This is a genomic window from Kitasatospora sp. NPDC050543 (genome assembly GCF_044457565.1).
In the GTDB taxonomy this organism is placed as follows: domain Bacteria; phylum Actinomycetota; class Actinomycetes; order Streptomycetales; family Streptomycetaceae; genus Kitasatospora.
Window position 1 is genome coordinate 34,289 of the sequence record NZ_JBITGZ010000038.1, and the last position, 25,162, is coordinate 59,450.

Annotated in this window: 21 protein-coding genes and 1 pseudogene; 17 read left to right on the plus strand and 5 right to left on the minus strand. The window is 72.2% G+C overall.

Going from position 1 to position 25,162, the window contains the following annotated elements; translation table 11 throughout:
- Nucleotides 1-95: 95 nt before the first annotated feature.
- The 5 genes from yajC to ACIBH3_RS31205 all read left to right on the plus strand — a co-directional run bounded on the left by yajC (nt 96) and on the right by ACIBH3_RS31205 (nt 6,783).
- Nucleotides 96-515: a preprotein translocase subunit YajC gene (gene yajC, locus ACIBH3_RS31185; protein WP_396315459.1), complete on the plus strand. Its 420-nt coding sequence runs from the start codon at nt 96-98 to the stop codon at nt 513-515.
- Nucleotides 516-658: 143 nt separating this feature from the next.
- Nucleotides 659-2,458 carry a protein translocase subunit SecD gene (gene secD, locus ACIBH3_RS31190; RefSeq protein WP_396315460.1) on the plus strand — a complete coding sequence of 600 codons (1,800 nt, stop codon included), beginning with the start codon at nt 659-661 and terminating at the stop codon, nt 2,456-2,458.
- A 4-nt stretch (nt 2,459-2,462) separates the two neighbouring features.
- A complete protein-coding gene (gene secF, locus ACIBH3_RS31195) occupies nt 2,463-3,569 on the plus strand; it encodes a protein translocase subunit SecF (RefSeq protein ID WP_396315461.1) in 1,107 nt (368 codons plus the stop codon).
- Between the two features lie 28 nt (nt 3,570-3,597).
- Complete coding sequence (locus ACIBH3_RS31200) at nt 3,598-4,149, plus strand: adenine phosphoribosyltransferase (protein ID WP_396315462.1); 552 nt, start codon at nt 3,598-3,600, stop codon at nt 4,147-4,149.
- A gap of 141 nt (nt 4,150-4,290) precedes the next feature.
- Nucleotides 4,291-6,783: a RelA/SpoT family protein gene (locus ACIBH3_RS31205; RefSeq protein ID WP_396315463.1), complete on the plus strand. Its 2,493-nt coding sequence runs from the start codon at nt 4,291-4,293 to the stop codon at nt 6,781-6,783.
- Between the two features lie 96 nt (nt 6,784-6,879).
- Here ACIBH3_RS31205 and ACIBH3_RS31210 read toward each other — a convergent pair whose 3' ends face one another.
- Together ACIBH3_RS31210 and ACIBH3_RS31215 are read right to left on the minus strand one after the other, a co-directional pair.
- On the minus strand, nt 6,880-8,109 hold the full coding sequence (locus ACIBH3_RS31210; protein WP_396315464.1) for a DUF349 domain-containing protein: 1,230 nt from the start codon (nt 8,107-8,109) through the stop codon (nt 6,880-6,882).
- 265 nt (nt 8,110-8,374) lie between these two features.
- On the minus strand, nt 8,375-9,229 hold the full coding sequence (locus tag ACIBH3_RS31215; RefSeq protein WP_396315465.1) for a peptidylprolyl isomerase: 855 nt from the start codon (nt 9,227-9,229) through the stop codon (nt 8,375-8,377).
- Between the two features lie 210 nt (nt 9,230-9,439).
- Here ACIBH3_RS31215 and ACIBH3_RS31220 point away from each other — a divergent pair, with 210 nt between their 5' ends.
- The 4 genes from ACIBH3_RS31220 (at nt 9,440) to ACIBH3_RS31235 (ending at nt 13,852) form a co-directional block, all read left to right on the plus strand.
- Entirely contained in the window at nt 9,440-10,156 is a 717-nt protein-coding gene (locus ACIBH3_RS31220; RefSeq protein ID WP_396315466.1) for an MBL fold metallo-hydrolase, read from the plus strand.
- An 11-nt stretch (nt 10,157-10,167) separates the two neighbouring features.
- Nucleotides 10,168-11,430 (plus strand): histidine--tRNA ligase, encoded by a 1,263-nt coding sequence (gene hisS, locus ACIBH3_RS31225; protein WP_396315467.1) that lies wholly within the window; start codon nt 10,168-10,170, stop codon nt 11,428-11,430.
- Nucleotides 11,427-13,199, plus strand: coding sequence for an aspartate--tRNA ligase (gene aspS / locus ACIBH3_RS31230; RefSeq protein WP_396315468.1), 1,773 nt, complete (start codon nt 11,427-11,429; stop codon nt 13,197-13,199). The genes hisS and aspS overlap by 4 nt, the downstream gene beginning before the upstream one ends.
- Before the next feature lie 131 nt (nt 13,200-13,330).
- Complete coding sequence (locus ACIBH3_RS31235; protein WP_396315469.1) at nt 13,331-13,852, plus strand: GNAT family N-acetyltransferase; 522 nt, start codon at nt 13,331-13,333, stop codon at nt 13,850-13,852.
- Here the strand turns inward: ACIBH3_RS31235 and ACIBH3_RS31240 are convergent.
- Nucleotides 13,810-14,781 (minus strand): LysR family transcriptional regulator, encoded by a 972-nt coding sequence (locus tag ACIBH3_RS31240; protein WP_396315470.1) that lies wholly within the window; start codon nt 14,779-14,781, stop codon nt 13,810-13,812. The genes ACIBH3_RS31235 and ACIBH3_RS31240 overlap by 43 nt on opposite strands.
- Nucleotides 14,782-15,103: 322 nt before the next feature.
- Here ACIBH3_RS31240 and ppk2 point away from each other — a divergent pair, with 322 nt between their 5' ends.
- The 4 genes from ppk2 to rpsD all read left to right on the plus strand — a co-directional run bounded on the left by ppk2 (nt 15,104) and on the right by rpsD (nt 19,082).
- On the plus strand, nt 15,104-15,961 hold the full coding sequence (ppk2, locus tag ACIBH3_RS31245; protein WP_396315471.1) for a polyphosphate kinase 2: 858 nt from the start codon (nt 15,104-15,106) through the stop codon (nt 15,959-15,961).
- A 120-nt stretch (nt 15,962-16,081) separates the two neighbouring features.
- On the plus strand, nt 16,082-16,696 hold the full coding sequence (locus ACIBH3_RS31250) for a hypothetical protein (RefSeq protein WP_396315472.1): 615 nt from the start codon (nt 16,082-16,084) through the stop codon (nt 16,694-16,696).
- A gap of 94 nt (nt 16,697-16,790) precedes the next feature.
- The gene (locus ACIBH3_RS31255) at nt 16,791-18,155 is read left to right on the plus strand and encodes a replication-associated recombination protein A (RefSeq protein WP_396315473.1); all 1,365 of its coding nucleotides are present in this window, start codon (nt 16,791-16,793) and stop codon (nt 18,153-18,155) included.
- Between the two features lie 312 nt (nt 18,156-18,467).
- Entirely contained in the window at nt 18,468-19,082 is a 615-nt protein-coding gene (rpsD, locus tag ACIBH3_RS31260) for a 30S ribosomal protein S4 (RefSeq protein ID WP_396315474.1), read from the plus strand.
- 101 nt (nt 19,083-19,183) lie between these two features.
- On the opposite strand, the gene ACIBH3_RS31265 is transcribed toward rpsD, so the two are convergent.
- Nucleotides 19,184-19,516, minus strand: a complete 333-nt coding sequence (locus ACIBH3_RS31265; protein WP_396315475.1) for a tetratricopeptide repeat protein — start codon at nt 19,514-19,516, stop codon at nt 19,184-19,186.
- 428 nt (nt 19,517-19,944) lie between these two features.
- Nucleotides 19,945-20,757: pseudogene (locus ACIBH3_RS31270) on the minus strand (ATP-binding protein); the annotation flags it as partial.
- 211 nt (nt 20,758-20,968) lie between these two features.
- On the opposite strand from ACIBH3_RS31270, the gene ACIBH3_RS31275 reads away from it, so the two are divergent.
- The 4 genes from ACIBH3_RS31275 to ruvX are packed head-to-tail and all read left to right on the plus strand — an operon-like array spanning nt 20,969 to nt 25,027.
- Nucleotides 20,969-21,445, plus strand: a complete 477-nt coding sequence (locus tag ACIBH3_RS31275) for a DUF948 domain-containing protein (protein WP_396315476.1) — start codon at nt 20,969-20,971, stop codon at nt 21,443-21,445.
- A gap of 5 nt (nt 21,446-21,450) precedes the next feature.
- Nucleotides 21,451-21,870: a DUF6167 family protein gene (locus tag ACIBH3_RS31280; protein WP_396315477.1), complete on the plus strand. Its 420-nt coding sequence runs from the start codon at nt 21,451-21,453 to the stop codon at nt 21,868-21,870.
- Nucleotides 21,870-24,539: an alanine--tRNA ligase gene (gene alaS / locus ACIBH3_RS31285; RefSeq protein WP_396315478.1), complete on the plus strand. Its 2,670-nt coding sequence runs from the start codon at nt 21,870-21,872 to the stop codon at nt 24,537-24,539. Before ACIBH3_RS31280 ends, alaS begins: the two co-directional genes overlap by 1 nt.
- The gene (gene ruvX, locus ACIBH3_RS31290) at nt 24,539-25,027 is read left to right on the plus strand and encodes a Holliday junction resolvase RuvX (RefSeq protein ID WP_396315479.1); all 489 of its coding nucleotides are present in this window, start codon (nt 24,539-24,541) and stop codon (nt 25,025-25,027) included. The genes alaS and ruvX overlap by 1 nt, the downstream gene beginning before the upstream one ends.
- Nucleotides 25,028-25,162 lie beyond the last annotated feature (135 nt).

The window sequence follows — 25,162 nt, forward strand, 5'->3', positions numbered from 1 at the left end:
GTCGCCTAGACTCCGCCGGACCGCCCCTCTCACCTGACGGGCCGACCATTACCACAGGCCGCCCGGGCGGCGGCCCGTAAAGGACCCTGGCTGCAGTGAACCTCATCATCCTTCTCCTCCCAATCGCCGCGATCTTCCTGATGTTCAGGTCGCAGAAGAAGCGCCAGCAGCAGATGCAGACCATGCAGACCGCGCTGGAGCCCGGGGCGGGAGTGCGCACGATCGGCGGCCTGTACGCCCAGGTGAAGGCCGTCAACGACGAGACCGTCGAGCTGGAGATCGCCCCCGGCGTCGTCTCGCACTTCACCAAGAGCGCGGTCGCCGCGGTGCTGGACCCGCAGGAGTACGACGCGATCATCAACGGCCGCCCGGCCGAGGAGGAGCTCCTGGACGAGGAGCCGGCCGAGCAGGACACGGCCGACGTCATGGCCGAGGCGGGCGAGAAGCCGCTGACGCTCACGAAGGAAAGCCCCGAGAAGGGCGATGCCGAGGGCGGGGCTCCCGCGAGCAAGTAGTACGGTCGGGCACACCCGGCCGCGCGGCGCAGTGCCGCGAGCCCACACGGACCTCAGGGCCGCCGTCCCGTGATGCCCCCGTCCCGCCACGAGCCGGACGGGGGTCCGGCGGGAGGTGGCATGGACAGGGAGAAACGAGCAAGGTGGCAACACCCAAGTCGCGCCCGCGCGACGGCTACCCGGGACGGGCACTGGCCCTGATCCTTGCGGTGACCGTCGGATTGGTCGCCCTCATGTTCGGGACGGGCAACACCAAGCCCCGCCTCGGGATCGACCTCGCCGGCGGTACCAGCATCACGCTGACCGCGAAGTCGGAGGACCCCAAGGCGATCAACAAGTCCACGATGGACATCGCGGTGGGCATCATCCAGAAGCGCGTCAACGGGATGGGCGTCTCCGAGGCGGAGGTGCAGACCCAGGGCGACAAGAACATCGTCGTCAACATCCCCAAGGGCGGTGACAAGCAGTCGGCCGCCGACCAGGTCGGCGCCACCGCCAAGCTCTACTTCCGCCCGGTCCTCGCCTACGCGCCCAGCGGCGTGACGGTCCCCGCGCCCACCGCGAGCCCATCGGCCGGCGGCAGTGCCGCCCCGAGCGCCTCGCCCCCCGCGGGCGCCACCGCCACCCCCAGCGCCAGCGGCACCAAGGCCGGCCGCGCCGTCAGCGGCGCCCTGACGGCCAACGGGACGCCCAGCGCGACCCCGAGCGCCACCGCGAGCGGCTCCGCCGCCCCGAGCGCCTCGGCGAGCGCCAGCGCCGCCCCGAGCGCCGCGACCGCCCCGCCGGTTACCGCGCCGGACATGTCCGCCGCGCTCACCCAGGGCACCGTGCCGCCGGACCTCGCGAAGCAGTTCGCCGACCTGGACTGCTCCAAGCCGGAGCAGCAGATCGACCACCAGAGCGCGGACACCGCCAAGGCCACCGTCGCCTGTAGCTACGACAAGGAACAGGGCCTCTACAACAAGTTCGCCCTGGGCCCGGTCGCCGTGAACGGCGCGGACGTCTCGCACGCACAGGCGATCATCGACACCCAGCAGGGCGCCGGCTGGCAGGTGCAGCTGAAGTTCAACGACAAGGGCTCCAGCGCCTTCGCCAGCACCACCGGCCAGCTCGCCACCCAGCCCTCCCCGGGCAACCAGTTCGCCATCGTCCTGGACGGCAAGGTGGTCTCCCACCCCTACGTCAGCCAGTCGATCACCGGCGGCTCGGCGGTCATCTCCGGCAACTTCACCCAGTCCGAGGCCCAGGACCTGGCCAACGTGCTGAGCTACGGCGCGCTGCCGCTGAGCTTCACCCAGAGCGACTTCGTCACCGTCTCCCCGCAGCTCGGCGGCGACCAGCTGAAGGCCGGCCTGATCGCCGGCGCGATCGGCATGCTGCTGGTCGTCCTGTACTCGCTGGTCTACTACCGCGGCCTCGGCCTGGTCTCCATCGCCGGTCTGGTGGTCTCGGCCGTGCTGACCTACGCGATCATGAGCCTGCTCGGTGCCGGTATCGGCTTCGCGCTGAACCTCCCGGCCGTCTGCGGCGCGATCGTCGCGATCGGTATCACCGCGGACTCCTTCATCGTGTACTTCGAGCGCATCCGCGACGAGGTCCGCGAGGGCGCCCTGCTGCGCCCGGCCGTCCAGCGCGCCTGGCCGCGCGCCCGGCGCACCATCCTGGTGTCGGACTTCGTGTCCTTCCTCTGCGCCGCGGTGCTCTACCTGGTCTCGGTCGGCAAGGTGCAGGGCTTCGCCTTCACCCTCGGCCTGACCACCGCGCTCGACGTCGTGGTGATCTTCCTCTTCACCAAGCCGCTGATCACGCTGCTGGCCCGCCGCAAGTTCTTCTCGGACGGCCATCCCTGGTCGGGCCTGGACCCCAAGCGCCTGGGCGCCCGCCCGCCGCTGCGCAGCACCCGTCGCCGCTCCTCCGCCCCTGCCGCCACGAAGGAGGCCTGACGCCATGTCACGCTTCTCCAATCTGGGCCACCGGCTCTACCAGGGCGAGGTCAGCTTCGACTTCGTCGGGCGCCGCAAGCTCTGGTACAGCATCTCCGGCGTCATCGTGCTGGTCGCCGCGATCGGTCTCGCGATGGGCCTGCACCTGGGCATCGAGTTCAAGGGCGGGTCGGTCTACACCGTCACCAAGCCGGGGCTGACCGTCTCCCAGGCGCAGACGGCGGCCAACAACATCACCCACGACTCCACCGCGCTGGTGCAGTCGACCGACAAGGGTGAGATCCGCATCCAGGTGAGCTCCGAGAAGGAGATCACCGGCGGCGCGTTCACCGCCGAGCTCTCCAAGGAGCTCAACGTCCCCGTCAAGGACATCAACTCCCAGGTGATCGGCCCCAGCTGGGGTGAGCAGATCTCCCAGAAGGCCCTGCTCGGCCTGGTCATCTTCATGGTGCTGGTGACGGTCTACCTGGCCATCGCCTTCGAGTGGCGGATGGCGGTGGCCGCCCTGGTCGCCCTCATCCACGACCTCCTGATCACCATCGGCGTGTACGCCCTGGTGGGCTTCGAGGTCACCCCCGGTACGGTGATCGGCTTCCTGACCATCCTCGGGTACTCGCTCTACGACACGGTCGTCGTCTTCGACACCGTGAAGGAGAACACCAAGGGCCTCACCAAGCAGAACAAGCTCACCTACAGCGAGGCCGCCAACGCGGGCCTCAACCAGACCCTGGTGCGCTCGATCAACACCACGGTGGTCGCCCTGCTGCCGGTCGCGGCCCTGCTGTTCATCGGCGGCGGCCTGCTGGGCGCCGGCACGCTGAACGACATCTCGCTCGCGCTCTTCATCGGCCTCGCCGCCGGTGCCTACTCCTCGATCTGCGTCGCCACCCCGCTGCTCGCGCAGCTCAAGGAGGAGCAGCCGGAGATGAAGGCGCTGGCCAAGAAGGTCTTCCAGCGCCGCGCCGCCGAGGCCAAGGCCGCGGCCGAGGCCGGTGGCGAGGTGCCGCCGGGCGAGGAGTTCACGGACGAGGACCTCCCGGCGGGTATGGTCGGGCAGCGTGACCGTACCGGCCGGGCCCGCCCCAAGGGCCGCCCGTCCGGCAAGCGCTGATCCCGTTCCCCGCATCGAAGGACCCTCAGTGACCTCCCTCGACACCGCCCTGGCCGACCTGTTGAACAGCAGGATCAGGGACGTCCCCGACTACCCGAAGCCCGGCGTGCTGTTCAAGGACATCGCGCCGCTGCTCGCCGACCCCGAGGCCTTCGCGGCTCTGGTCAAGGCGCTGGCGGAGCGGGCCGAGGCCCTCGGGGCGACCAAGGTGGTGGGTCTGGAGGCGCGTGGGTTCGTGCTCGCGGCCCCGGCGGCCTTCGCCGCCGGGCTCGGCTTCGTGCCGATCCGCAAGCAGGGCAAGCTGCCCGGCGAGGTGTTCCGGCGCTCGTACGAGCTGGAGTACGGCTCGGCGACGCTGGAGGTGCAGTGCGACGCCTTCGCACCCGGTGAGCGGGTGCTGGTGGTCGACGACGTGCTGGCCACCGGCGGCACCATCGGCGCCTCGCTGGACCTGGTGAAGGAGGCCGGCGCCGAGCTGGCGGGCGTGGTCGTGCTGATGGAGCTGGGCTTCCTGGACGGCCGCGCCAAGCTGGCCGAGCACCTGGGCGGCGCTCCGCTGGAGACGCTGGTCGTGGTCTGAGGCAGTGACCTGAGGCAGGACGGATGAGGGCGGCGGTCGGAGGAATCCGGCCGCCGCCCTCGGCGCGTTCGCGCCCGCCCGCCGGTCGGGGCGACACTTCAGGGGCGGGCGGCGGAACACCGGCCCGCTGCTCTCGGTACCATGAAGATTCATCCCTTCCCACTGTGCGAGGGGTCAGGCCCCGCGCCCCGAGGAGTGTCCTTGCCCGACGAGGTTGTGCCCACGGCCGACGCCGCCACCCCCGACAGACAGCCCGCGCCCTCGGGGGCGACCCCGGCGCGCCCGGCTCAGACCTCCCCGTCGCGGCCGGTGGCGCCCCTCGCCCGCCCGGCCTCCTCCGGCGGCATGCGGGCCCGCCTGGCCCGCCTCGGCGGCCAGCGCAACACCGTGCTCAATCCGGTGCTGGAGCCGCTGTTCCGCTCCATCCGGGCCAACGACCCGAAGGCCGACCCGGCGCTGCTGCGCGACATCGAGCGGGCCTACGCCGTCGCCGAGAAGTGGCACCGGGGGCAGAAGCGCAAGAGCGGCGACCCGTACATCACCCACCCGCTGGCGGTCTCGACGATCCTGGCCGAGCTGGGCATGGACGCCGCGACGCTGATGGCCGGGCTGCTGCACGACACCGTCGAGGACACCGACTACGGCCTGGAGACGCTGCGCCGGGACTTCGGCGACTCGGTGGCCCTGCTGGTGGACGGCGTCACCAAGCTGGACCGGGTCAAGTTCGGCGAGGCCGCGCAGGCCGAGACCGTCCGCAAGATGGTCGTGGCGATGGCCAAGGACCCGCGGGTCCTGGTGATCAAGCTGGCCGACCGCCTGCACAACATGCGCACCATGCGCTACCTCAAGCGGGAGAAGCAGGAGAAGAAGGCCCGCGAGACGCTGGAGATCTACGCCCCGCTGGCGCACCGGCTGGGCATGAACACCATCAAGTGGGAGCTGGAGGACCTCGCCTTCGCGATCCTCTACCCCAAGATGTACGACGAGATCGTGCGGCTGGTCGCCGAGCGCGCCCCCAAGCGGGACGAGTACCTCGCGACCGTCATCGACCAGGTCCAGGGGGACCTGCGCGGAGCCCGGATCACCGCTTCCGTGACCGGCAGGCCGAAGCACTACTACTCGGTCTACCAGAAGATGATCGTCCGGGGCCGGGACTTCGCCGAGATCTACGACCTGGTGGGCATCCGGGTCCTGGTCGACACCGTCCGCGACTGCTACGCGGCGCTGGGCACCATCCACGCGCGGTGGAACCCGGTGCCGGGGCGGTTCAAGGACTACATCGCGATGCCCAAGTTCAACATGTACCAGTCGCTGCACACGACGGTGATCGGCCCCGGCGGCAAGCCCGTCGAGCTCCAGATCCGTACCTTCGACATGCACCGGCGGGCCGAGTACGGCATCGCCGCGCACTGGAAGTACAAGCAGCGGGCGGTGGCCGGTACCTCCAAGGTCCGCACCGACACCCCCTCGCAGGTCCGCAAGGACGACAAGGCCGGCGCCGTCAACGAGATGGCCTGGCTGCGGCAGCTGCTGGACTGGCAGAAGGAGACCGAGGACCCGAGCGAGTTCCTGGAGTCGCTGCGCTTCGACCTCTCCAACAACGAGGTCTTCGTCTTCACGCCCAAGGGCGACGTGATAGCGCTGCCGGCCAGCTCCACGCCGGTGGACTTCGCCTTCGCGGTGCACACCGAGGTCGGGTACCGCTGTATAGGAGCCCGGGTCAACGGGCGCCTGGTGCCGCTGGAATCCACGTTGGAGAACGGCGACAGCGTCGAGGTCTTCACCTCCAAGGCGGAGAACGCCGGGCCCTCCCGGGACTGGCTGGGCTTCGTCAAGTCCCCGCGCGCCCGCAACAAGATCCGCGCCTGGTTCTCCAAGGAGCGCCGCGAGGAGGCGATCGAGCACGGCAAGGAGGCCATCGCCAGGGCGATGCGCAAGCAGGGCCTGCCGATCCAGCGGATCCTGACCGGCGACTCGCTGGTCACCCTGGCGCACGAGATGCGCTACCCCGACATCTCCTCGCTCTACGCGGCGATCGGCGAGGGCCATGTCGCGGCGCAGAACATCGTCCAGAAGCTGGTGCAGGCGCTCGGCGGCGAGGAGGGCGCCACCGAGGACCTCGCCGAGACGGCCACCCCGACGCACGACGGCCGGGCGGCACGCCGCCGGGCCAAGGGCGACCCGGGCGTGATCGTCAAGGGCGTGGACGACGTCTGGGTGAAGCTCTCGCGCTGCTGCACCCCGGTGCCGGGCGACCCGATCGTCGGCTTCGTGACCCGTGGCAACGGCGTCTCGGTGCACCGGGCGGACTGCGTCAACGTGGAGTCGCTGAGCCAGCAGCCGGAGCGGATGATCGAGGTCGAGTGGGCGGCCACCCAGTCCTCGGTCTTCCTGGTGGCCATCCAGGTGGAGGCGCTGGACCGCTCGCGCCTGCTCTCGGACGTCACCCGGGTGCTCTCCGACCAGCACGTCAACATCCTGTCGGCGGCGGTGCAGACCTCGCGGGACCGGGTGGCGATGAGCCGCTTCACCTTCGAGATGGGCGACCCCAAGCACCTCGGGCACGTGCTCAAGGCCGTCCGTGGCGTCGAGGGCGTGTACGACGTCTACCGGGTCACCTCGGCCCGCAAGTAGCGCGGCGCACAGCGAGAGGGCCCCACCGCCTCTGCGGTGGGGCCCTCTCGCTGTCCGGGTCGACGGCTCCGGCCGGGAGGCCGGATCGGCCGGGGATCAGCCGGAGAACTCCTCCAGGCTCTTCTGGGCCTGGTCCAGCAGCGTCTGCACGCCCGCGAGCTCCGACTCCAGCTTCGCGCTCCTGGAGGCGTTGCCGGCGGCCTTCGCCTTCTCCAGGTCGGCCCGCAGCTTGTCCGCCTTGGCCTGGAGCAGCCCGGTCATGCCGGCCGCGCGGGCCTTGGCCTCCGGGTTGGAGCGCTTCCACTCGGCGTCCTCGGCCTCGCGGATCGCCCGCTCGACCGTGCCGAGCCGCGCGTCCAGCTTCGGCCGGGCGTCGCGCGGCACGTGGCCGATGGCCTCCCAGCGCTCGCTGATGTCGCGCAGCGAGGCCTTGGCGGCCTTCAGGTCGGTGATCGGCAGCAGCGCCTCCGCCTCGGCCGCCAGCACCTCCTTGAGCTTCTGGTTCTCCACCTGCTCGGCGTCGCGCTCACTGAACACGGCGGAGCGGGCCTGGAAGAACACGTCCTGCGCGCCGCGGAAGCGGGCCCACAGCTCGTCCTCGATGTCGCGCTGGGCGCGCCCGGCGGCCTTCCAGCGGGCCATCAGGTCGCGGTACGCGGCGGCGGTGTCACCCCACTCGGTGGAGCCGGAGAGCGCCTCGGCCTCGGCGACCAGCTTCTCCTTGGCCGCGCGGGCCTGGTCGCGCTCGGCGTCCAGGGTCGCGAAGTGCGCCTTGCGGTGCTTGGAGAAGACCGAGCGCGCGTGCGAGAACCGGTGCCAGAGCTCGTCGTCGCTCTTGCGGTCCAGGCGCGGCAGGCCCTTCCAGATGTCCACCAGGGCGCGCAGCCGGTCCCCGGCCTCCCGCCACTGGGTGGACTCGGCGAGCTGCTCGGCCTCGGCGACCAGCTTCTCCTTGGCCGTCCGGGTCTCGTCCTGGGCCTTGGCGCGGGCGGCCTTGCGCTCCTCGCGACGGCTCTCGATCTCGGTGCTCAGCGCGTCGAGCCGCTTGGCCAGCGCGTCCAGGTCACCGACCGCGTGCGCGTCGACCACCTGCGTGCGCAGGTGCTCCAGCGCCGTCTGGGCGTCCTTGGCGGCGAGGTCGGTGGTCCGCACCCGCTTCTCCAGCAGGCCGATCTCCACCGCGATGCCCTGGTACTTGCGCTCGAAGTAGGCGAGGGCCTCCTCGGGGGAGCCGGCCTGCCAGGAGCCGACGACGCGTTCGCCGTCCGCCGTCCTGACGTAGACCGTCCCCTGCTCGTCGACACGGCCCCACGGGTCGCTGCTCATAGCGCGTCCTCCACATGACGTCGCGCCCGCCGCCGTGGCGGCCCGCGTACGTCGTCCACAGTTGATGTGCGGCGGACCGATGGGTCCGCCGTCCCGCCCGCCGTACTTGCCTGTTGCCGAGGGTGACGGCCGACGGGTCTGGGCACCCTACACAACGCCAACATAGGCGACCAGGCCCGGTGCTGTCCGCATCCGGGCCGGGTGATTTCCCCGGTCGCTGCGCCCCCGCCGGCCCGAGGCCCGCGGTGCGCAGCGACCGAAGAGGTCAACTCTTGACGGTGGTCACCGAGTTGAGCGTCACGTCGGCCATCGGGTGGCCGTCGCTGGAGCGCTCCAGGGTGCCCGCGTCGGCGATCTTCTGGAGCGAGTCCAGGCCGCCGGTGATCTTCCCGAACGGAGTGTAGTTGGGCGGCAGCTTGGTGTCCTTGTAGACCAGGAAGAACTGGCTGCCGTTGGTGCCGGGGCCGGCGTTGGCCATCGCCACCGTGCCCGCCGGGTAGGTCGCGCCGGTGAGGTTCTCGTCGGCGAACTGGTAACCCGGGCCGCCCGCGCCGCCCGGGTTGGCGCCGGCCGCGGTCGGGTCACCCGCGGTCGGGTCGCCGCACTGGAGCACGAAGATGCCGTCGGTGGTGAGCCGGTGGCACTTCACGTGGTCGAAGTACTGCTCGCCGGAGAGGAAGGCGAAGGAGTTCACCGTGTGCGGCGCCTTGGCGGCGTCGAGCGCGATCGTCACCTTGCCGCAGTTGGTGTCCAGCGTCGCGGTGTACGCGGCCTTGGTGTCCACCGTCAGGGCCGGCTCGGTCTTCCACTGCTTGCCGCCCGGCTTGCCCTCGGCCGGGGCGGCGCAGCCCTCGACCGGCGTGCGGGTCGGCGCCGCGGTGGGCTGGGTGGCGGGGGAGGTCGGCGGGGCCTGGGCCGCGGTGTCCTTCTCCTTCTTGTCACCGGAGTCGAACGCACCACCGACCAGGGCGCCGCCGCCCGCGAGCACCACGACCGCCAGTGCGGCGCCGATGATGGTGTTGCGGCGCCGGGCGCGCTGCTGGGCCTCGGCCCGGCGCTGCGCCTGACGCTCGTACTTCTCGCGGGCGAGCTGCCGCCGCCGCTGTTCGCTGGTGACCACCGGCCGAGTCTCCTACATGCACTGGACGTCTGGGGATGCTGATGCGGATCATCGCATCCATTGCGGGCCAAGTGTAGGTACCCCGCCCGTAAGGATGAGGTGAGCCGCCCGCGCGGATCTGGTTCGCAACCGGTGCCGCCCCGCCGGTAGGCTGCATGAGGACTTGTAGACACCGCCACCCGTTCGTCGGCCCGATCACAGAGGACTCGCGTGTTCATCGCCGGATTCCCCGCGGGAGCCTGGGGCACCAACTGCTACCTGGTCGCACCGGCCCCCGGCGAGGAGTGCGTGATCGTCGACCCGGGCCACGAGGCGACCCAGGGCGTCGAGGACCTGATCCGCGAGCACCGCCTCAAGCCGGTCGCGGTGGTCCTCACCCACGGCCACATCGACCACATCGCCTCCGTCGTGCCGGTCTGCGGCGCGCGGGGCGTCCCGGCGTGGATCCACCCCGAGGACCGCTACATGATGGCCGACCCGGAGCGTGCGCTCGGCCGCTCCCTCGGGCAGCAGCTGATGGGCTCGATCACCGTCGGTGAGCCCGACGACGTGCGCGAGCTCAAGGACGGCAGCGTGCTCGAACTGGCCGGTCTGCGGCTCACCGTCGACCATGCGCCCGGCCATACCAAGGGGTCGGTGACCTTCAGGACGCCGGCCGCCGAGGACCTCCCGCCGGTGCTGTTCTCGGGCGACCTGCTCTTCGCCGGCTCCATCGGGCGCACGGACCTCCCGGGCGGCGACAGCGAGGCGATCATGCGTTCGCTGGCCCGGGTCTGCCTGCCCCTCGACGACGCCACCGTGGTCCTCTCCGGCCACGGCGGACAGACCACCATCGGCCGCGAGCGCGCCACCAACCCCTACCTCGTGCAGGCGGCGCGGAGCTCCGGCTCCGTTGAGAACGCGGCCTTCCCGCGACGAGGAATGTGACGGAAGAGAAGTTGAGCACCTTCACCGCCCCCAAGGGCACCTACGACCTGCTGCCGCCGAGCTCCGCGACCTTCCTCGCGATCCGCGAGCGCCTCGCCGCGCCGCTGCGCCGCTCCGGCTACGGCTACATCGAGACGCCCGTCTTCGAGGACGTCAAGCTCTTCTCCCGCGGCGTCGGCGAGTCCACGGACATCGTCACCAAGGAGATGTTCTCCCTCACCAAGCGCGGCAAGGAAGACCTCGCGCTGCGCCCCGAGGGCACCGCCTCGGTCGTGCGCGCCGCCCTCCAGGCCAACCTGCACAAGCTCGGCAACCTGCCGGTCAAGCTCTGGTACTCCGGCTCCTTCTACCGCTACGAGCGCCCGCAGGCCGGCCGCTACCGCCAGTTCGCCCAGGTCGGCGCCGAGGCGATCGGCGCCGAGGACCCGGCGCTGGACGCCGAGCTGATCATCCTGGCCGACGACGCCTTCCGCTCGCTGGGCCTGCGCGACTACTCGCTGCTCATCAACAGCCTCGGCGACAAGCAGTGCCGCCCGGTGTACCGCGGCGCCCTCCAGGAGTTCCTGGCCGGCCTGGACCTCGACGAGGACACCCGCCGCCGCGCCGAGATCAACCCGCTGCGGGTCCTCGACGACAAGCGCGAGGCCGTCCAGGCCCAGCTCACCGACGCCCCGCGGCTGCGCGACTACCTCTGCGAGGACTGCAAGGCGTACGACGAGCAGGTGCGCGAGCTGCTGACCGCCGCCGGTGTCGCCTTCGTGGACGACCCCAAGCTGGTCCGCGGCCTGGACTACTACACCCGTACCACCTTCGAGTTCGTCCACAACGGCCTCGGCGCCCAGTCCGCGATCGGCGGCGGCGGCCGCTACGACGGCCTGTCCGAGATGCTCGGCGGCCCGGCGCTGCCCTCCGTCGGCTGGGGCCTGGGCGTGGACCGCACCCACCTCGCGATGGAGGCCGAGGGCATCGTCCTCGACCTGCCCGCCACCACCGCCGTGTACGCCGTCGCGCTCGGCGAGGAGGCCAAGAGCGTCCTGTTCGCCAAGGTGACCGAGCTGCGCCGGGCCGGCGTCGCCACGGACCTCGCGTTCGGCGTCAAGGGCATCAAGAACGCCATGAAGTCCGCCGACCGGTCGGGCGCCCGCTGGGCCCTGGTCGCCGGCGAGCGCGACCTCGCCGAAGGCGTCGTCCAGCTGAAGGACATGACCACCGGCGAGCAGACGCCCGTCGCCCTCGACGCACTCGTCACCACCCTGAAGGAGAAGCAGCAGTGATCCGCACGCACGACGCGGGCACGCTCCGCGCGGAGCAGGCCGGCACCACCGTCACCCTGGCCGGCTGGGTCGCCCGCCGCCGCGACCACGGCGGCGTCGCCTTCATCGATCTGCGCGACGCCTCCGGCACCGTCCAGATCGTGGTGCGCGACCTCGACTCCGTGCACGGCCTGCGAGCCGAGTACTGCGTCAAGGTCGTCGGCGACGTCCGGGTGCGCCCCGAGGGCAACGAGAACCCGGACATCCCGACCGGCGCCGTCGAGGTCGTGGTCAGCGAGATCGAGGTGCTCTCCGAGGCCGCGCCGCTGCCCTTCCCCGTCGCCGAGTACGAGCCCGGCACCGTCAACGAGGAGGTCCGGCTGCGCTACCGCTACCTGGACCTGCGTCGTGAGGGCCCGGCCAAGGGTCTGCGGCTGCGCTCCAAGGTGAACAACATCATCCGCCGGGTGATGGAGGAGAACGACTACCTCGACATCGAGACGCCGTACCTCACCCGCTCCACCCCCGAGGGCGCGCGTGACTTCCTCGTCCCGGTCCGCCTCCAGCCCGGCCACTGGTACGCGCTGCCGCAGTCGCCCCAGCTGTTCAAGCAGCTGCTGATGGTGGCCGGCATGGAGCGCTACTACCAGATCGCCCGCTGCTTCCGCGACGAGGACTTCCGCGCCGACCGGCAGCCGGAGTTCACCCAGCTGGACATCGAGGCCTCCTTCGTCGACCAGGAGGACATCCTGGCCCTCGGCGAGAAGATCATCGGCTCCATCTGGCGTGACGTCCACGGCTACGAGATCCCCAACCCGCTGCCGCGGATGACCTACGCGGACGCCATGAGCCGCTACGGCTCCGACAAGCCGGACGTCCGCTTCGGCCAGGAGCTCACCGACCTCACCGAGTACTTCAAGGGCACCGAGTTCCGGGTCTTCCAGGCCCCGTACGTCGGCGCGGTCGTCATGCCCGGCGGCGCCTCGCAGCCGCGCAAGCAGCTGGACGCCTGGCAGGACTGGGCCAAGGCGCGCGGCGCCCGGGGCCTGGCCTACGTCGTCATCGACGCCGAGACCGGCGAGCTGCGCGGCCCCGTCGCCAAGAACCTCTCCGAGGAGCACCTGGCCGGCCTCGCCGCCGCCGCGGGCGCCAAGAACGGTGACGCGATCTTCTTCGCCGCCGGCAAGAAGACCCCCTCGCAGGAGCTGCTGGGCGCCGCCCGCCTGGAGATCGGCCGCCGCTGCGAGCTGATCGACGAGTCGCAGTGGGCCTTCCTCTGGGTGGTCGACTTCCCGATGTTCGAGCCGATCGAGGACGACAAGGGCAACTTCCAGGGCTGGCACGCGGTGCACCACCCCTTCACCGCCCCGACCGCCGAGTCGCTCGCCAGCTTCGACACCGACCCGGGCAGCGCGCTCTCCAACGCGTACGACCTGGTGCTCAACGGCTCGGAGCTGGGCGGCGGTTCGATCCGTATCCACCAGCGGGACGTGCAGAAGCGGGCGTTCGACGCGATCGGGCTCTCGGAGGAGGAGGCCCAGTCGCAGTTCGGCTTCCTGCTGGACGCCTTCAACTACGGCCCGCCGCCGCACGGTGGCGTCGCCTTCGGCCTGGACCGGATCGTCACGCTGCTCGGCGGCTACGACACCATCCGCGACGTCATCGCCTTCCCGAAGACGTCCACCGGTGGGGACCCGCTGACCGGCGCGCCGACCCCGATCACCCCGGCCCAGCGCCGCGAGGCCGGTGTCGACGCCAAGCCCAAGGGTGAGACCGAGCAGCAGGCCTGACGGCCGGTCTGCCGACCGGCCTTCCGGATCGGCCTTCATGAGTCCCGGCCGGTGCCGCAATTCGCCCCGTGGGCGAGTTCCGGCACCGGCCGGGCTCGTCCACAATGGCGTGCGACACAGAAGGAGCGGGGATGAGCCTGCGCACGAGAGTTGAGACCGCCGCGGACCGCGCGGCCACCAGACGGGTCCACATGGCGGCCTTCCCCGGCCCCGACGAGGCCGACCTGGTGGACGCGCTGCGCCGGGACCCGGCCTGGCTGCCGCAGCTGTCCCTGGTCGCGGTCGACCGCACCGGGCTGGTCGTCGGCCATGCGCTGCTCACCAGGCTCCCGATCGGCGACGGGCGCGGCCTCGCCCTGGCGCCGGTGGCCGTCGCACCCGAGTGGCAGCGCCAGGGGGTCGGCGAACTCGTCGTCCGGGCGGCGCTGCGCGCGGCCGAGGAGGCGGGGGAGAAGCTCGTCGTGGTACTCGGTGACCCGTCCTACTACCGCCGGTTCGGCTTCACCCCGGCCGGCGAGCACGAGGTGACCGGGCCGTTCGAGGTCCCCGGCGAGTACTTCCAGGCACTGGCCCTGCCCTCCTACGACGGCTCGCCGCGCGGCCGCTGCCGCTACCCCGAACCCTTCGACGCGGAACCCTCCGACGTGGCCTGACCTGCGAGCTCCCCGACCGGCACCGCCATGGCCGCGAAGGCGATCGTCGTCCGGCAGCTGCGGATGAACGCCGACATCGCCGGGGTGAGCGGGCGATCCCGCGGCCAGTACAGCCCGACCTGGCTCGGGCTCAGCCCCCGCACCGGCCGGTACACCACGTCGGAGCGCGGGGCGAGCCGGCTCATCGTCTGAGGCGCGAACCCGATCCCCTGCCCGCAGGCCACCGCCGCCAGCCACTCGTCCGCGTTGTGCGCCACCGCGCCGATCCGCACCGGACGCCCCCGCCGCTCGTCCATCGCCAGCCAGTAGTCCCGCCAGTACGCCGACTCCTGCGGAATCGCCACGAACGGATCGTCCACCAGCTCGGTGAAGTCGATCAGCTCCCGCCCCGCCAGCCGGTGCCCGGCCGGCAGTACGGCGCAGCGCTCCTCCACCCCGAGCACCGCGACGGCGTACCGCTGCGCCATCCACTGCGGCGCGTGCCACAACGCCAGGTCGATCTCGCCCGCCGTCAGGCCCGAGCTCGGGTCGAACCAGTTGTTCTGGCGCATCTCCACCTGCCAACCGGGCATCAGGCGGGTGAACTCCGTCACGGTCCGCCGGTTCATCAGGTTGATGGTGCTGCCCTCGAAGCCCACCCGCAGCGCCGCCGGGCAGCCCTGGCCCGCCGCCTCCCGGGTGGCCCGCAACGCGCCGTCCCAGGCGCTCAGCAGCGCGGTGGCGTGTGCGGCCAGCGCGCTGCCCGCCGCCGTGGGTGTCATCCCGCTGCGCGAGCGCTGGAACAGCTCCACGCCGAGCTGCGTCTCCAGCTGTCTGACCTGCTTGGTCAGGGTGGGTTGGGACACGAACAGCCGGGAGGCCGCCGCCGTCAGCTGGCCCTCCTCGCAGACCACGGCGAAGGAGCGCAGCAGCCGGGTGTCGATATCCATGCCAACAGGTTATGGAACGGGGTATTGGACCCGTCGGGCAGGTCTGGTACATGGTGGTCCAGCTGACCGCGGCAACGCGGTGCCGGTGGCTCAGGGGCACGCCGGCGCGGCCGCGCGCGTACGGGGGTGTGCGCGGACGAGGGGGTGGCGTTGGGAACCGGCGGGGGCCGGTTTCCAACGCCTGCACCGCCCGCCCCACCCCGGCCCGGCTGCTGACACCCCGCCCGGTACGCCGGCACCGCAGGCGTCCGTACTGCGCCCGGGCCGCCCAAGGCCTAGCGTGAGAAGGCGTCAGCACCGCCGATCATGCGGAGGCCCTCAGGTGGCAGGCAAGGGCAAGGGCAAGGGCAAGGACCGGGGCAGGACGAAGGCCACGGCCAAGCGCGAGCGCCTCGTCAAGGAGCCGTACGAGCGCGAGCTCCTGCGGCTGCAGAACGAGCTGGTGAAGCTTCAGGAGTGGGTGCGTACCGAGGGCGCCCGGCTGGTGGTGGTCTTCGAGGGCCGTGACGCGGCCGGCAAGGGCGGCGCCATCAAGCGGGTGACGGAGTATCTGAACCCGCGCATCGCCCGGGTCGCGGCCCTCCCCAAGCCCACCGAGCGCCAGCGCGGCCAGTGGTACTTCCAGCGGTACGTCGAGCAGCTGCCGGCCGCCGGCGAGATCGTGCTCTTCGACCGCAGCTGGTACAACCGGGCCGGTGTCGAGCGGGTGATGGGGTTCTGCACGGACGAGGAGTACTGGCAGTTCCTGCACCAGTGCCCGACCTTCGAGCGGATGCTCGTCGAGGCGGGGATCCTGCTGCGCAAGTACTGGTTCTCCGTGAGCGACACCGAGCAGGAGCGCCGCTTCCGCGACCGCCTCCAGGACCCGATGCGGCGCTGGAAGCTCTCGCCGATGGACACCGAGTCGATCACCCACTGGGAGGAGTACTCCCGGGCCAAGGACGAGATGTTCGTCTACACGGACATCCCCGACTCGCCGTGGAACGTGGTGGAGAGCGACGACAAGCGCCGGGCCAGGATCAACATGATCGCCCACCTGCTCACCACCGTCCCGTACCACGAGGTGGCGGCGCCGGACATCGTCCTGCCCGCCCGGCCGCCGTCCAGGGGCTACCAGCGGCCCCCGCGCGACCTCCAGAAGTACGTGCCCGACCACGCGCGGAGCCTGGCGGGCGAGTAGGGTCCGGCTCCTCCGAACGGCCGCGGTGGCGTTGCCCGCGCCGGTGGGAGGCCGTGGGATGGACGTGCCCACCAAGGCTCCGGCGCCCGCGCGGCGGCCGGACGACGCCAGGAGACGCCCATGTACGTCCGTACGGTCTACGCCACCGGTGATCCGGCCCTGATCGACCAGGCCCTGGCGGGGCTGCGCGCCGAGGCGGTCGGTCTGCTCACCTCGCAGCCCGGCTACCGGGGCTACGGCCTCTTCGTCGACCGCACCCTCGGCAAGATCGAGATGGGGTCCTGGTGGGAGAGCGAGCAGGCCGAGCGGGACAGCGACCAGCAGCTGCGCGTGCGCCGCGCCGCGCTGCTGGCGCCGTTCGCCGGGACGACCGCGACCGACGTCTGGGAGGCGGCCGTGTTCGCCCCGCCCGGGGAGGTCGGCCCGGGTGCCGGGTTCCGGCTGGTCCGGGCGGACTTCGACCCGGCGCAGGCCGAGCCGCTGGTCAGCGCCTTCCGCGAGACCGCCCTGCCCGCCCTGGAGGCGATGCCCGGGTTCGTCACCGGCGCCCTGCTGGTCCGGCGGGCCGAAGGGCGGGCACAGGTGGGTGTGATCTTCGCCGACCAGGCCTCGCTGGCGGCCTCCCGGACCCCGCAGGCCCAGGCGCGGGCGAAGGCCGTGGCCGCCTCCGGTATCACCGTGCGCTCCCTGGAGGAGTTCGAGGTGGTCCTCCTGGACCGCCCCGCGCAGCACTGAGCCGGCGGCCGCAGCGCCCGGCGGCGCAGCCGCGGGCCCGGGGGCCGGCCGCGAGCGGCGCGGCCGTGTCGGTGCCCTCGCATAGGCTTCCGGTGTGGACGAACCGGACCTCTTCACCGCAGCCGCCGAGGAACGCCAGGCCAGGGAGCCCGGCCGGGCCCCGCTGGCGGTGCGGATGCGCCCGCGCACCCTGGACGAGGTGGCCGGGCAGCGCCAGCTGCTGAAGGACGGATCTCCGCTGCGTCGGCTGGTGGGAGCCTCCCGGGGCCCCGCGGCGACGAGCTCGGTGATCCTCTGGGGCCCGCCGGGCACCGGCAAGACCACGCTGGCGCACGTGATCAGCCAGGCCGTCGAGGGTCGCTTCGTCGAGCTCTCCGCGATCACCGCCGGGGTCAAGGAGGTGCGCGCCGTCATCGACGGAGCCCGCCGGGCGGTCGGGATGAGCGGCAAGGAGACGGTGCTCTTCCTGGACGAGATCCACCGGTTCTCCAAGGCCCAGCAGGACTCGCTGCTGCCGGCCGTGGAGAACCGCTGGGTCACCCTGATCGCGGCGACCACGGAGAACCCGTACTTCTCGGTGATCTCCCCGTTGCTGTCGCGCTCGCTGCTGCTCACCCTCGAATCGCTGACCGACGAGGACATCAGGGCGCTGCTGCACCGCGCGGTGGCCGACGAACGGGGCCTGGCGGGCGCACTGGAGCTCGATGCCGAGGCCGAGGACCATCTGGTGCGCCTCGCCGGCGGGGACGCCCGGCGGGCGCTGACCACGCTGGAGGCGGCGGCCGGCGCGGCGCTGGAGAAGGGCGAGCCCGCGATCACCCTCGCCACCACCGAGACGGCGGTGAACCAGGCGGCCGTCCGCTACGACAAGGACGGCGACCAGCACTACGACGTCGCCAGCGCGCTGATCAAGTCGATCCGGGGCAGCGACGTGGACGCCACGCTGCACTACCTGGCCCGGATGATCGAGGCGGGGGAGGATCCGCGCTTCATCGCCCGCCGCCTGATGATCTCCGCCAGCGAGGACATCGGCCTGGCCGACCCGACCGCCCTGACCACGGCGGTGGCCGCGGCCCAGGCGGTGGCGCTGATCGGCTTCCCCGAGGCGCGGATCATCCTGTCCCAGGCGGCCATCGCGCTCGCCCTGGCCCCGAAGTCCAACGCCGCGTACCTGGCGATCGACGCGGCGCTGGCGGACGTGCGGCAGGGGCTGGCCGGCGCGGTGCCGCCGCACCTGCGGGACGCGCACTACGGCGGCGCGGGCAGGCTCGGCCACGGCCAGGGGTACCAGTACCCGCACGACCTTCCGGGCGGCATCGCGGCGCAGCAGTACGCGCCGGACTCGGTGCACGGCCGGGAGTACTACCGGCCGACCAGGCACGGCGGTGAGGCCCGCTACGCGGACGTGGTGGAGTGGACCAGGGGCCGACTGAAGGGGCAGCGGCAACCGGGCGAGTGAACGGCGGGTATACTCGCTCGAAGTGCCATGTCCCGGGTTGGGCGGCGAGGGAGACCTCGACCGGCCGGCCACACCAGCGGGGCATTGGCCCGAGGCTCCTTCCAGGGCCTCCAGGAGCGTCGCGCACCGTTTCGGTGTCGCGGGCAGCCCACCACCTCGCGGCGGTGGGCCACTCGTGTGCAAGCACGCACGTGCCCGGCTCCGGAGAGCGGCTGACCACCCCGCGCGGGTGGTTATTCTCCGGGTCGCGAGAGGCGACCTCCGTCAACACCTGGTGAAAGCCGTATTCGCAAAGCAAGGAAGGTTTGGTTCATGGCGAACCAGAAGCGTCCCAAGGTCAAGATTGCCCGCGCACTGGGTATCCCGCTGACCCCGAAGTCCGTCAAGTACTTCGAGGCCCGCCCGTACCCGCCCGGCCAGCACGGCCGTGGCCGCAAGCAGAACTCGGACTACAAGGTCCGTCTGCTCGAGAAGCAGCGTCTGCGCGCGCAGTACGACCTGAGCGAGACCCAGATGGCCCGCGCGTTCGACCGCGCGAAGAAGGCCGAGGGCAAGACCGGTGAGGCGCTCGTCGCCGACCTCGAGGTCCGCCTCGACTCGCTGGTGCTGCGTTCGGGCATCGCCCGGACCATCTACCAGGCCCGCCAGATGGTCGTTCACGGCCACATCGAGGTCAACGGCCACAAGGTCAACAAGCCCTCGTTCCAGCTCAAGCCCGGCTTCGTCGTGACTGTGCGCGAGCGCAGCAAGGAGAAGGGCCCGTTCCTGGTCGCTCGCGAGGGCGGCTACGCGGGTGAGGGTCAGACCCCGAAGTACCTCGAGGTCAACCTGAAGGCCCTGGCCTTCCGCCTGGACCGTGCGCCGCAGCGCAAGGAGATCCCGGTGATCTGCGACGAGCAGCTGGTCGTCGAGTACTACTCGCGCTGACCCGCGAGCGGTACCAGTGTGTACCGGCGAGCCCCCGCAGCCTTTCGAGGCGGCGGGGGCTCGTCGTCGTTGGGGGCGGCGGGCGGCGGGCGCCGCCGGTGCTACCGCTCGGCGGTGCCGGTCATCGCGGCGGCCAGCCGCAGCTGGCCCTGCGCCGCGGCGTGCCGGCCCTGGCGCTGGAGGGTGCGGCCGAGCATCAGCCGGGCGTAGTCCTCGGCCGGGTCCTGCGCCAGCACCCGGTGCAGCTCGGCGGCGGCCCGGGAGAGCTGGGCGGAGTGGTAGAGGCTGCGGGCGAGCAGCAGGCGCGCCGAGAGGTTGGCCGGCTCCCCGGCCACCACGGGCTCCAGGATGCGGGCCGCGTCGGCGTAGGCCTTGGAGTCGAAGAAGAGCTGCGCGCGGGTGTACTCCTCGGCGCCGCGGTAGGTGGTGGTCACGGCAGGTGCTCCTTTCCGGTGCTGCCCACCACAGCAATGGACAATCTTCAACTATTCCGGCGTCGACGCCTGCCCGCTGCTCGGCTGGGCCCGCCGCTCAGCCGCCGACCGGCGCGGGCGCCGGGGCAGGCGTCGGCGTCGGCGGGGGGCGCGGCAGCGGGCCGCCGCCGGGCCGCCCCTCCCCGCCCAGCGCCCGGAGGACCGCCGCGTCCAGGTCCAGCCGGGCGCCGCGCTCGAAGGCCTCGGCGAACTCCTGCTCGGTCAGTCCGGCGCGGGCCCGCGCCTCGCACTCCAGGTGCGGGCCGTTGAACGTCCGCGAGCCGAAGAAGGGCTTGCCCACCGCCCGCCAGATCCGGTGCGCCGCACCCTGCAGCACCCGGGCCTCCACCAGGTCGCAGTCCACGCCCGGCTCGTCCTGCACCCCGGCGACTACAGAGTTCGTGACTCCAGCCGATGGTCGTCCGCAGCGTCCGGTGACGCGGGAGCGCGCTTCGCGAGCCGCCGGTCAGCAGCCGGAAGCGGTCGTCCAGCCGGGCGGAGATCTGCTCGATGGAGAGCGCCCGCAGCCGCCCGGCGGCCAGCTCCGCCGCCAGCGGGATGCCGTCCAGGCGCCGGCAGAGCTGGGCGATGTCGAGGGTGTTCGCGGGGGTCAGCGTGAACTCGGGGAGCACCGCGGTGGCCCGGTCGGCGAAGAGCAGCACCGCGTCCGGGCGGGCGCCGGGGCCGGCCGGCAGCGGGGAGAGCGTCAGCAGGTGCTCGCCCGCGGACCGCAGTGCCTCCCGGCTGGTCGCCAGCACCCGCAGCCCGGGGGTGGCCCGCAGCAGGGTGTCCACCAACTCGGCACAGGCGTCGACCAGATGCTCACAGCCGTCCAGCACCAGCAGCAGCTCACGATCGGCCAGCTGCTCCACCAGGACGTCCAGCGGGGGCCGTGCGGTGGAGTCCGTCAGCCGCAGCGCCTCCAGCACGGCATGGCCCAGCAGCAGCGGATCCTGCACCCCGGCGACCTCGGCCAGCCAGGCGCCGCCCGGGAGGCCGCCCGCGGCGAGCGCGGCCGCGCGCACGGCCAGCCGGCTCTTGCCGACCCCGCCGGGGCCGGTCACCGTCACCAGCCGCGAGCGCTCCAGCAGCAGCGCGAGCGCGGCCAGTTCCTCCTGGCGGCCGACGAAGCTGGTGACCTCCGCCGGGAGCCGGCCCGCCGTGCTGCCCCACTGTGCCGCTGATGCCCTCTCGCCGGACAACCGCCGCTCCTGTCCCGGTCCCGAAACTCCGTCAGGGCCGCCATCGGCCGGCTCACCCGCCCAACGAGGTGACCGACGGGTAGGTTACGCGCGGCGCGGCCGGCCCCGCCGCTGCTCGCGCCGGTGCGCCGCCGATAACCCGGTCCAGGAATCGGCCGGGGTCACGATAGGGTTCCCTCCTGAGGAAGCTGCTAGGCGAGGAGCGCACAAGGTGTCCGTGGGAGAGCTGGCCGGCCTGTTGGTCGCCGTGTTCTGGGCGGTCCTGGTCACGCTGCTCGCCGTCGTCCTGGTACGGCTCTCACGCGTGCTGAAGGAGGCCACCGTGCTGGTCTCCGCCGTCACCGAGCAGGCCGTGCCGCTGCTGGTCGACGCCGGCACCGCCGTACGCGGCGCCAACGAGCAGCTGGAGCGGGTCGACGAGATCACCGCCAACGTGCAGGACGCCGCGGCCAACGCCAACGCGCTCTCCTCCACCGTCGCCGCCACCCTGGGCGGCCCCCTGGTCAAGATGGCCGCGTTCAGCTACGGCGTGCGCAAGGCCGTCGCCAAGCAGGGCGGGGCCCCGGCACTGCCGCAGCAGCCGAGCGAGCGCGAGGCGCTGGCCCGGATGATCCGGGCCGAGGTCCGGGCCCAGTCCGCGCCGCGTGGCGGTCTGCTCTCCCGGGTGCGGCGCGCGGTGAGGGGCTGACGGCGATGGTACGACGCATCTTCTGGATGGCGGTCGGCGCCGGCGCCACCGTCTGGGCCATGAACAAGGCCAACGAGGCCGTGCACCGGCTCACCCCCGACAGCCTCTCCGGCACCGCAGCCCGTGGCGCACTGCACCTGGGCGACGCGGCCAAGCGCTTCGCCCAGGACGTGAGGGCGGGCATGGCCGAGCGCGAGGAGGAGCTGCGCGCGGACCTCGGCCTGGACGGCACCGCCGTCGTCGAGCCGCCCCGGCGCCGCCGCGCACTCAGCGCCGAGCCCCAGTACCGAGCTATCTCGGCGGCGCCCGGAAGCCCGGCCGTCGCCCTGCCCTCGCCCAGCAGTGCCCGTACCACCCCGCCAGCCATCGAACAGACGCCCCGCCGCGCGCTACCGCCGCGGGGCAGCAACCGGAAGGACCACTAATGGAGTCGGCAGAGATCCGCCGCCGCTGGCTGCGCTTCTTCGAGGAGCGCGGACACACCGTCGTTCCGTCGGCGTCCCTGGTCGCCGACGACCCCACCCTGCTGCTGGTCAACGCCGGCATGGTGCCCTTCAAGCCGTACTTCCTCGGTGAGGTCAAGCCCACCTTCAGCCGCGCCACCAGCGTGCAGAAGTGCGTCCGCACCCCGGACATCGAAGAGGTCGGCAAGACCACCCGCCACGGCACGTTCTTCCAGATGTGCGGCAACTTCTCCTTCGGCGACTACTTCAAGGAGGGGGCGATCACCTATGCCTGGGAGCTGCTGACCACCCCCGTCGCCGAGGGCGGCTACGGCCTGGAGCCGGAGAAGCTCTGGATCACCGTCTACCAGGACGACGACGAGGCCGAGAAGATCTGGCGGGACAAGATCGGCGTCCCCTCCGAGCGCATCCAGCGCCTGGGCAAGGCCGACAACTTCTGGTCGATGGGCGTCCCCGGCCCCTGCGGCCCGTGCTCGGAGATCAACTACGACCGCGGCCCCGCCTACGGCGAGGAGGGCGGCCCGGCCGTCAACGGCGAGCGCTACATGGAGATCTGGAACCTGGTCTTCATGCAGTACGAGCGCGGCGCCGGCACCGGCAAGGACGACTTCCCGATCCTGGGCGACCTGCCGAACCAGAACATCGACACCGGTCTCGGCCTGGAGCGCCTGGCCACCATCCTGCAGGGCGTCGACAACCTCTTCGAGATCGACACCACCCGCATGATCCTCGGCCGCGCCGCCGAGCTCACCGGCCACCGCTACGGCGCCGGCGAGAAGACCGACGTCTCGCTGCGCGTGGTCTCCGACCACATCCGCACCTCGGTGATGCTGGTCGCCGACGGCGTCACCCCCGGTAACGAGGGCCGCGGCTACGTGCTGCGCCGCATCCTGCGCCGCGCGATCCGCAACATGCGCCTGCTGGGCGCCACCGAGCCGGTCGCCAAGTCGCTCACCGACGTGACGATCGACGCGATGGGCCCGCAGTACCCGGAGCTGTTCACCGAGAAGAACCGGATCGAGAGCGTCATCGTCGCCGAGGAGGCCTCCTTCCTCCAGACGCTGCGCAGCGGCACCACGATCCTCGACACGGCCGTCGCCGAGACCAGGTCGGCCGGCTCCTCGGTGATCGCCGGTGACAAGGCCTTCCAGCTGCACGACACCTACGGCTTCCCGATCGACCTCACCCTGGAGATGGCCGCCGAGCAGGGCCTCTCGGTGGACGAGGACGGCTTCCGCAGCCTGATGAAGGAGCAGCGGGACCGCGCCAAGGCCGACGCCCGGGCCAAGAAGCACGGCCACGCGGACGTCTCGGCCTACCGCGCGGTCGCCGACAAGTCGGGCTCGACCGTCTTCACCGGCTACACCGAGTCGCACGGTGAGGCCACCGTGGTCGGCCTGCTGGTCGACGGCGTGCCGGCCCCGGCCGCGCACGAGGGCGACGACATCGAGCTGGTGCTGGACCGCACCCCGTTCTACGCCGAGGGCGGCGGTCAGCTCGCCGACCAGGGCCGGATCCGGCTGGACTCCGGCGCGGTGGTCGAGGTCCGCGACGTCCAGACCCCGGTGCCCGGCGTGGTCGTGCACAAGGGCCGGGTCGTGGTCGGTGAGGTGCTGGTCGGTGCCGGCGCCTTCACCCAGATCGACCTGGAGCGCCGCCGGGCCATCGCCCGCGCGCACTCCGCCACCCACCTGACCCACCAGGCGCTGCGTGACGCGCTCGGCCCCACGGCCGCCCAGGCCGGTTCGGAGAACGCCCCGGGCCGCTTCCGCTTCGACTTCGGCTCGCCCGCCGCCGTGCCCGGCAGTGTGCTGGTCGACGTCGAGCAGAAGATCAACGAGGTGCTGGTCCGTGAGCTGGACGTCACCGCCGAGGTCATGACGATGGACCAGGCCCGTAAGGCCGGCGCCATCGCGATGTTCGGCGAGAAGTACGGCGACGCGGTGCGGGTCGTCACCATCGGCGACTTCTCCAAGGAGCTGTGCGGTGGCACGCATGTCGGCAACACCTCCCAGCTGGGCCTGGTGAAGCTGCTCGGCGAGGCCTCGATCGGCGCCGGTGTGCGCCGCGTCGAGGCGCTGGTCGGCGTGGACGCGTACAAGTTCCTGGCCAAGGAGCACACCGTGGTCTCCCAGCTCACCGAGCTGGTCAAGGGCCGCCCGGAGGAGCTGCCGGAGAAGATCTCCGGCATGCTCGCCAAGCTGAAGGACGCGGAGAAGGAGATCGAGCGCTTCCGCGCCGAGAAGGTCCTCGCCGCGGCCGCAGGCCTGGCCGACGCCGCGCAGGACGTAGCCGGCGTCTCGGTGGTCGCGGCCCGGGTGGCCGACGGCACCGGCGCCGACGACCTGCGCAAGCTGGTGCTGGACGTCCGGGCCCGGCTCGGCTCGCGTCCGGCCGTGGTCGCCGCCTTCACGGTGGCGAACGACCGCCCGCTGACCGTCATCGCCACCAACGAGGTCGCCCGCTCGCGTGGCGTCAAGGCCGGCGAGCTGGTCCGGATCGCCGCCAAGACCCTCGGCGGCGGCGGTGGCGGCAAGGACGACGTGGCCCAGGGCGGCGGCACCAACCCGGCCGCCGTGGACGAGGCCATCGCCGCGGTGCGCGGCCTGGTCGCGGAGCGCGCCTCCTGATGGACGAGCAGCTCAGCGAGCGCCCGGCCTGGCGCCGCGGCCGGCGGATCGCCGTCGACGTGGGCGACGCCAGGATCGGGGTCGCGTCCTGCGATCCCGACGGGATGATCGCCACGCCCGTGGAGACGGTCCCCGCCGGGGGCCGCTCCCAGGCGCGGATCGCCGCCATCGTCGAGGAGTACGACGCGGTGGAGGTGATCGTCGGCCTGCCCCGCTCGCTCAGCGGCAAGGAGGGGCCTGCGGCGGCCAAGGTCCGGTTGTACGCGGGGCGGCTGGCCGCACGGCTCGCCCCGGTGCCGGTCCGGCTGGTCGACGAGCGGATGTCCACCGTCACCGCGACCCACGGGCTGCGCGCCTCCGGCGTGAAGTCGAAGAAGGGCCGCTCGGTGGTCGACCAGGCAGCCGCCGTGGTGATCCTCCAGAGCGCCCTTGAGTCCGAACGGGTGAGCGGTAGGCCCCCGGGCGAGAGCGTCGAGCCGGTCAGTTGATCGGCCTGGTCTAGCGTCCCTTCTGGGGGGGGCGGGGGGGCGCGCCCCCCCCGGCCCCCCCCCCGCCGTGCCGGGGGGACGCGGGGGCGCGGTGACCCCCCCGGAGCCGCGCCCCGGGCGCACCCCCCCCCCCCC